Genomic DNA, 6,656 nt, shown 5'->3' on the forward strand with positions numbered 1-6,656 from the left:
TTAGAGAAGTAAAACGCAGAACCTCTTCGTTTTCAAATACGTTTAGAAACGCGGAGCCGACAGCGGCAGAATCATGGCTTCGAGCCTTCGCCGTCTGCTGGAACCGATGCTTAAGTTAACACGACCGAGCAGACGCGCTTTCTCAAGGATACTATCCCGGCGCGCGCCTGCGAGCGGCCGCCCTCGGCGGCCGCGAGGAGCGCGTGCGAGGGACGCGGTGAGTGAGAGGCGACCGGAGGGAGCCCCGAGCGAACCGCGAGGCTGGGGAGGCGTGAGGCTGTGGTAGCTCTGCTGTGCGGGGCGGGACTCAAAGGGGCAGCCGCGAGGGCGAAGCACGGCGACGGAAGCACCGCAGACCGCGAACGGAGTGAGCGGTCGAGGAGCGCACCGAGCCGCGCGAGCCGTCGCGGCTGGGGCTTTGGAGGTGTTCTCCCTCGACACATAGCACCCTCTCAGATCTCGAACCGGCTACACCACCTGTTCGCCGTCGTCGTCGTACACTTCGATGGCGTCGACCGGGCACGAGCGCGCCGCGAACTTCGCGTCGAGCTCCTCCCCGTCGGGCACCTCGACGACGAACAGGTCCTCGTCCTCCTCCGTGCTCCCCGCCAGATCCGCCTTCCCGTCGTTCAGGTCTTTCTCGAAGGCGTCCCACTCGGCGACGCACTGGAACATCCCGACGCAGGTGTCGCGGTCGAACTCGACGTACATGGACCTCGGTTGGGTGAGCCGATACAAAGCCGTGGCGACGAGACACGCAGGACTCCAGTTGATTCGGCTGCCGACCGCGGGAGAGCACTTCCAAAGCCCCAGTCGGGAGCCGCCCGGACGCTCGCTGCGCGCTTCAGTCGCTCACTCCATTCGCTCCTTCCAGTGCTTGCGTCGCCTCCGGACGGCTCCCGACTGCCCCTTTGAGTCCCACCCCGCAACCGCACCTCACGCCGCCCCAACCTCGCCGTTCGCTCCAGGCTCCCTCCGGTCGCCCGTCGCTCACGGCGTCCCTCGCGCGTGCTGCCTCGCGGCCTCCGCTTCGCTCCGGCCGCTCGCAGGCACGCGCCGACAGCATTCGGTCGATCGATCGCGGAACGCACCACCAATTTCGCCGCGCGGCGACCGTCCTTTTTAAGCCTCGCAGGCACCCATCGCCGCGCATGCCCACCGTCTGGCTCGTCGACCGGCAGTTCGACTCGAAGGGACTCGTGCGGCTCACCTACGCCACCGAGGACGGCGAGCGCGTCCACACCAAGGAGCTGGCGGAACAGCGGCTCGTCACGGGCGACGGGATCACCGCCGGCCGCGAGGTCGACGAGAGCGCGCTGGGCGAGACGCCCGAAGAGGAGGTCGAGCGGTTCGCGTCCGAGGCGTCGAAGATGGCGGCCGAACACGACCTCGACGACCGGGTCTAATCCCGCTCTCCGCACCTCGCCGCGCCCGACCGCGCAACGCCGCCCCACACAACCGAGTCCGTTAAGGGGGAACCGGCGGAACGTGTGACCGAAATGCCCAGTGGTGAGTACGACCCCGACGCCGTCGAGCCGCGCTGGCAGCGGCGCTGGGTCGACGAGGAGACGTACGCCTACTCCGACGACGACCCGGTCGATCCGAACACCGTCTTCTCCATTGACACCCCCCCGCCGACGGTATCGGGGAGCCTCCACATGGGCCACCTGTACGGGTTCACCCTCCAGGACTTCGTCGCGCGCTTCGAGCGCATGAACGGCGGCGAGACGTTCTTCCCGTTCGGCTACGACGACAACGGGATCGCCTCCGAGCGGCTCACCGAGGACGAGCTCGACATCCGCCACCAGGAGTTCGAGCGGCGCGAGTTCCAGGCGAAGTGCCGGGAGGTCTGCGCGCAGTACGAGGAGCAGTTCACCGAGAACGTCCAGTCGCTCGGGGTGTCGGTCGACTGGAACCACACGTACCAGACCATCGAGCCGCGCGTCCAGCGCGTCTCCCAGCTCTCGTTCGTCGACCTCTACGAGCAGGGCCGCGAGTACCGCGAGAAGGCGCCCGCGATCTGGTGTCCCGAGTGCGAGACCGCCATCTCGCAGGTCGAGACCGAGGACGACGAGCAGGGCAGCCACTTCAACGACATCGCCTTCCCCGTCGCGGGCGGCGACGGCGAGACCTTCACCATCTCGACGACGCGCCCCGAACTCCTCCCGGCCTGCGTCGCCGTCTTCGTCCACCCGGACGACGACGGGAACCAGCACCTCGTCGGCGAGTCCGCCGAGGTCCCGCTGTTCGACCACGAGGTGCCGATCATCGCCGACGAGCGCGTCGACATGGAGACGGGCTCCGGCATCGTGATGTGCTGTACGTTCGGCGACCAGAACGACATCGAGTGGTACCAGGTCCACGACCTGGACCTGCGCGTCGCCATCGACGAGTCCGGGCACATGACCGACGTCGCGGAGGGGTACGAGGGGCTCCACGCCGACGAGGCCGGCGAGGCCATCGTCGAGGACCTCGACGAGGCGGGCGCGCTGCTCGACCGCCGCGACATCACCCACACGGTCAACGTCCACGAGCGCTGCGGGACGAGCGTCGAGTTCCTCGTCACCGAGCAGTGGTACATCGAGATGCTCGACAAGACCGACGAGTACCTCGAGGTCGGCCGGGAGATGGACTGGTCGCCCGAGAAGATGTTCACCCGGTACGAACACTGGGTCGAGGGGCTCCAGTGGGACTGGCTCATCTCCCGCCAGCGCTCGTCGGGCATCCCGTTCCCGGTGTGGTACTGCGCCGACTGCGGCGAGGAAGTCATCGCCGAGAAGGCCGACCTGCCCGTCGACCCGCTCTCCGACGACCCGCCCGTCGACGCCTGTCCCGAGTGCGGACACGACGAGTTCGAACCCGAGGACGACGTGCTCGACACGTGGGCCACCTCCAGCCTGACGCCGCTCATCAACGCCGGCTGGGACTGGGACGAGGCGGCCGGGGAGTTCACGATGGAGCGCCCGGAGCTGTACCAGTTCGACCTCCGGCCGCAGGGCCACGACATCATCAGCTTCTGGCTGTTCCACACGCTCGTCAAGTGCTACGAGCACACCGGCGAGGTCCCGTTCGAGGAGACGATGATCAACGGGCACGTGCTCGACGAGAACCGCGAGAAGATGTCGAAGTCGGTCGGCAACGTCGTCGAGCCCGAGGCCGTGCTGGAGGAGTTCCCGGTCGACGCCACGCGCTACTGGGCCGCCGGCACCGCCGTCGGCGACGACTTCCCGTTCAAGGAGAAGGACCTCCGCGCGGGCGAGAAGCTGATCCGGAAGCTGTGGAACGCCTCGAAGCTCGTCGAGTCGCTCGCGCCGGAGCCGTTCCCGGCCGAGCCTGACGACGGGCTCCGCGAGCTCGACCGCTGGCTGCTCGCCGAGCTCGACGCTGAGGTCGAGCGGCTGACCGAGCTCCTCGACGACCGCGCGTTCTCGAAGGCGCGCGACGAGCTCCGGAGCTTCTTCTGGAACACGTTCTGTGACGACTACCTCGAGATCGCGAAACAGCGCGAGGACGACGCGGCCGCGTACACGCTCCGCACCGCGCACCGCCGGTTCCTGAAGCTGTTCGCGCCCCTCCTCGCGCACGTCACCGAGGAGCTGTGGCACGACATGTACGCCGACGACGCGGGGGCGGCCGGGCTCGCGGACGGCGCGAGCGACTCGGTCCACCTCGCCGACTGGCCCGAGCCGCTGGGGATCGAGGCCGACCGCGACGCCGGGACCGCCGCGACGGCGGTCGTCGGCGCGCTCCGCAAGTACAAAAGCGAGAACCAGCTCCCCCTCACCGCCGCGCTCGACGCGGTGGAGGTGTACGCCGACGTGCGCGGGTTCGAGGACGACATCACCGGCGTGATGCACGTCGACGACCTCGCGGTCCACCCGGACGGCGACGCGCCCGTCGAGACGGTGATCACGGGGATCGACCTCGACTACGCCACCGTCGGCCCGAAGTACGGCGACCAGGTCGGCGACATCGAGGCCGCCCTGGCGCAGGAGGAGTACGAACTCGACGGCGACGAGCTTCACGTCGCCGGCGTCACGCTCGTCGGCGACGAGTTCGCGGTCGAGGAAGAGCGGCAGTACCAGGGGGAAGGCGAGCTGCTCCAGGCGGACGACGTGGTCGTCATCGTCCGCAACGACGCGTAAGTCCCCGATCCGCCGCTTCTCGACCCGTTACAGGTCCGCGCCGACGGCGTCTCCGACCGAGTCGAACCCGTCCCGTTCGAGCAGTTCGAGCAGCCCCTCGTTGATCTCCCGCGCCAGCCCCGGTCCCTCGTAGACGAGGCCCGTGTACAGCTGGACGAGCGAGGCGCCCGCCCGTATCTTCTCGTAGGCGCCCGCGGCGTCCGAGACGCCGCCCACGCCGATCACGGGCACGTCGGTGCGCTCCGCGACGAACCGCACCCGCTCCGTCGCGAGCGACTCGATCGGCTTCCCCGAGAGGCCGCCGCGTTCGGCCCGGTTGTGGCTCCGCAGCGAGTCCGGCCGCGACGTCGTCGTGTTGGTCGCGATGACGCCGTCGAGGTCGAGGTCGTCGACGACGCCGAGCGCGTCCTCGACCGCCGGCTCCGGGAGGTCCGGGGAGAGCTTCACGAGGAGCGGGTCCGCGCCGGCGTCGTCGAGGGCTCCGAGGATGCGCTCTAAGGCCTCGCGGTTCTGGAGCTCGCGGAGCCCCGGCGTGTTCGGACTGGAGACGTTGACGACGAAGTAGTCGCCCGCGTCCGCGACGCGCTCGTACGTGTAGCGGTAGTCGTCGGGAGCCTCGGCCAGCGGCGTCGACTTCGACTTCCCGATGTTGATCCCGACCGGCACGTCCGGGAGCGGGTCGCGGTCGAGGCGCTCCCCGACGCGGTCGGCGCCCTCGTTGTTGAACCCCATCCGGTTGACGAGCGCCTCGTCCGCCTTCAGTCGGAACAGTCGCGGTCGCGGGTTCCCGGGCTGCCGCTCGGCGGTCACGCCGCCGACCTCCACGTGGCCGAACCCGAGCGACGCCAGCGCTCGCGGGACGTGCGCGTTCTTGTCGAACCCGGCCGCGACGCCCACCGGGTTCGGGAACGACGACCCGAACGCGTCGACCGCGAGCCGCTCGTCGTCGACCGCGTACCGCTCGGCGAGCGCGGCGGCGACCGGCGTCCCCTGGACGCCGCCGAGCAGTCGATGTACCAGTCCGTGTGCGGTCTCGGGTGGAAGCCGGAACAGCGCCGGCTTCAACAGGTCGTACGCGCCCATCGTCTGGGCCTCGTCACGAGCGACAATCAATCCGCCGACCGCGGTCCGCGTCGCGGCCGCTCGCGAGCATCGGTTCGGTGAAGCCCCGCGGTCCGTCTCAGAAGTCGTGTTCCAGCTGTTCCGGGTTGGCGTCCGCCTTCTGGATGATTATCTTCCCGTCTCGGACCCGGACGAACACCTCGTCGCCGATCTCCATGCCGGCGACGGCGAGTTCGTCCTCGTGGAGGTTCACGTGGACGTTGTGGTACTCCCCCTCGTCGTCCTTGGCGCCACTGGGGCTGAGCTTCTTTTTACGGACCATCGCGGGTGTGTTGTCGCATTTCGCCATAGCAGACACATAAGTGTTGTTTACCCGCAGTCGGCGGGAGTCCCCGACCGCGCGCGTGCGTCGAAGTGATCCGGAACGGACATCGAGGCGTCGTCCGCGCTCTGCGGGCTGACCCGACCCGTCCCGCGCGCCGCGAACCGACGGCCGAACGCGGCGACCGCCTCGGCGCGAACCGGTGTCTGCCTCCCGTCTCGCGTCGGAGAGAGCGAAAACCGCAACCAGCGGCCGGGATAGTATATAAAAATTGTGGCGTACAGCTTTCATTTCCCCGATATATTTATTACAGACTGTGTGCTGGTGTCACACGGAGGCAAAACCATGGTACGTGAAGACGGTAAGCGAAACTTTGCCCTTCGGGAAGAAGACGGATCGGAACCGAGCGAGTTCTCGGGCAACATGCCGCGTCAGGCGGCGCTGAAGGCAGCTCGGACGCTCGACCCGGCGCCCTCGGAGGAGGAGGCCGAACGAACGACGCTCCGCCTCCGCGAGAAGGGGACCCAGAAGGTCCACGAGTACGAGGGCTGGGCGTGGAAGGACGGCGCCCCGGAGGTGGACGACGCCGACGACGACTTCTGGCTCAACGACCTCGACGACATCACCAAAGCCAACGTCTCGAAGCAGGGCATCGAGTACCTCGACGAGGAGTAGTTCGCCGGGCGCTCCGATCCCGATCTCTCGTTTTAGCCGCCGGTCGACCGGAACGCTTCGGGCATGATCACCGTTGCGCCGCAGAGTGACCGCCCCGAACAGTCGCGTCGCCGGTTCGATCGGATCCGGTCAGTTCCCTCCTCTCGGCATGAAACCGCATGACGTGGCGCCGATGGTTCGACGGGGTTAAGTACAACCCGGGCATTCGAAGAAATGCGAAGAACGCATCGCGGACTCGGGCCGTTCAACTCGGCCCGGTTTCGCAGGACCCGTACCGTTCCGATGGGTTTATGCCCCGTCGTCTGGTACGTTCAGGTCCGCGAAGGATGAGGATCACGCCCCCTGCGCTCCGGCGTAAGCGGTGATCTGATGTGAGCCGTGGTCGTTCGGTGCCATCCAAGCCGCTGGCTGGCCCGGACACCACACAGACCAATGCAATGGTGTGTCAACAT

Annotated in this window: 6 protein-coding genes and 1 pseudogene; 4 read left to right on the top strand and 3 right to left on the bottom strand. The window is 67.9% G+C overall.

Annotation, left to right across the window (positions count from 1 at the left end; genetic code table 11):
* Nucleotides 1-119 (top strand): annotated as a pseudogene (locus DVK05_RS17615) (IS6 family transposase); the annotation flags it as partial.
* A gap of 349 nt (nt 120-468) precedes the next feature.
* Here DVK05_RS17615 and DVK05_RS16270 read toward each other — a convergent pair.
* Nucleotides 469-711, bottom strand: a complete 243-nt coding sequence (locus tag DVK05_RS16270) for a ferredoxin (protein WP_121564921.1) — start codon at nt 709-711, stop codon at nt 469-471.
* Nucleotides 712-1,151: 440 nt separating this feature from the next.
* Here DVK05_RS16270 and DVK05_RS16275 point away from each other — a divergent pair, with 440 nt between their 5' ends.
* A complete protein-coding gene (locus DVK05_RS16275) occupies nt 1,152-1,406 on the top strand; it encodes a hypothetical protein (protein WP_121564923.1) in 255 nt (84 codons plus the stop codon).
* Between the two features lie 93 nt (nt 1,407-1,499).
* Nucleotides 1,500-4,145 (top strand): valine--tRNA ligase, encoded by a 2,646-nt coding sequence (locus DVK05_RS16280; RefSeq protein ID WP_121564925.1) that lies wholly within the window; start codon nt 1,500-1,502, stop codon nt 4,143-4,145.
* Between the two features lie 27 nt (nt 4,146-4,172).
* On the opposite strand, the gene DVK05_RS16285 is transcribed toward DVK05_RS16280, so the two are convergent.
* Nucleotides 4,173-5,228, bottom strand: a complete 1,056-nt coding sequence (locus DVK05_RS16285) for a quinone-dependent dihydroorotate dehydrogenase (protein ID WP_121564927.1) — start codon at nt 5,226-5,228, stop codon at nt 4,173-4,175.
* Nucleotides 5,229-5,325: 97 nt separating this feature from the next.
* Nucleotides 5,326-5,529 carry a hypothetical protein gene (locus DVK05_RS16290; protein ID WP_049931938.1) on the bottom strand — a complete coding sequence of 68 codons (204 nt, stop codon included), beginning with the start codon at nt 5,527-5,529 and terminating at the stop codon, nt 5,326-5,328.
* A gap of 345 nt (nt 5,530-5,874) precedes the next feature.
* On the opposite strand from DVK05_RS16290, the gene DVK05_RS16295 reads away from it, so the two are divergent.
* Complete coding sequence (locus tag DVK05_RS16295; RefSeq protein ID WP_121564929.1) at nt 5,875-6,204, top strand: non-histone chromosomal MC1 family protein; 330 nt, start codon at nt 5,875-5,877, stop codon at nt 6,202-6,204.
* Nucleotides 6,205-6,656: the final 452 nt, after the last annotated feature.

Origin of the sequence: Halorubrum sp. Atlit-8R (assembly GCF_003666025.1) — an archaeon.
Taxonomy (GTDB): domain Archaea; phylum Halobacteriota; class Halobacteria; order Halobacteriales; family Haloferacaceae; genus Halorubrum; species Halorubrum salinarum.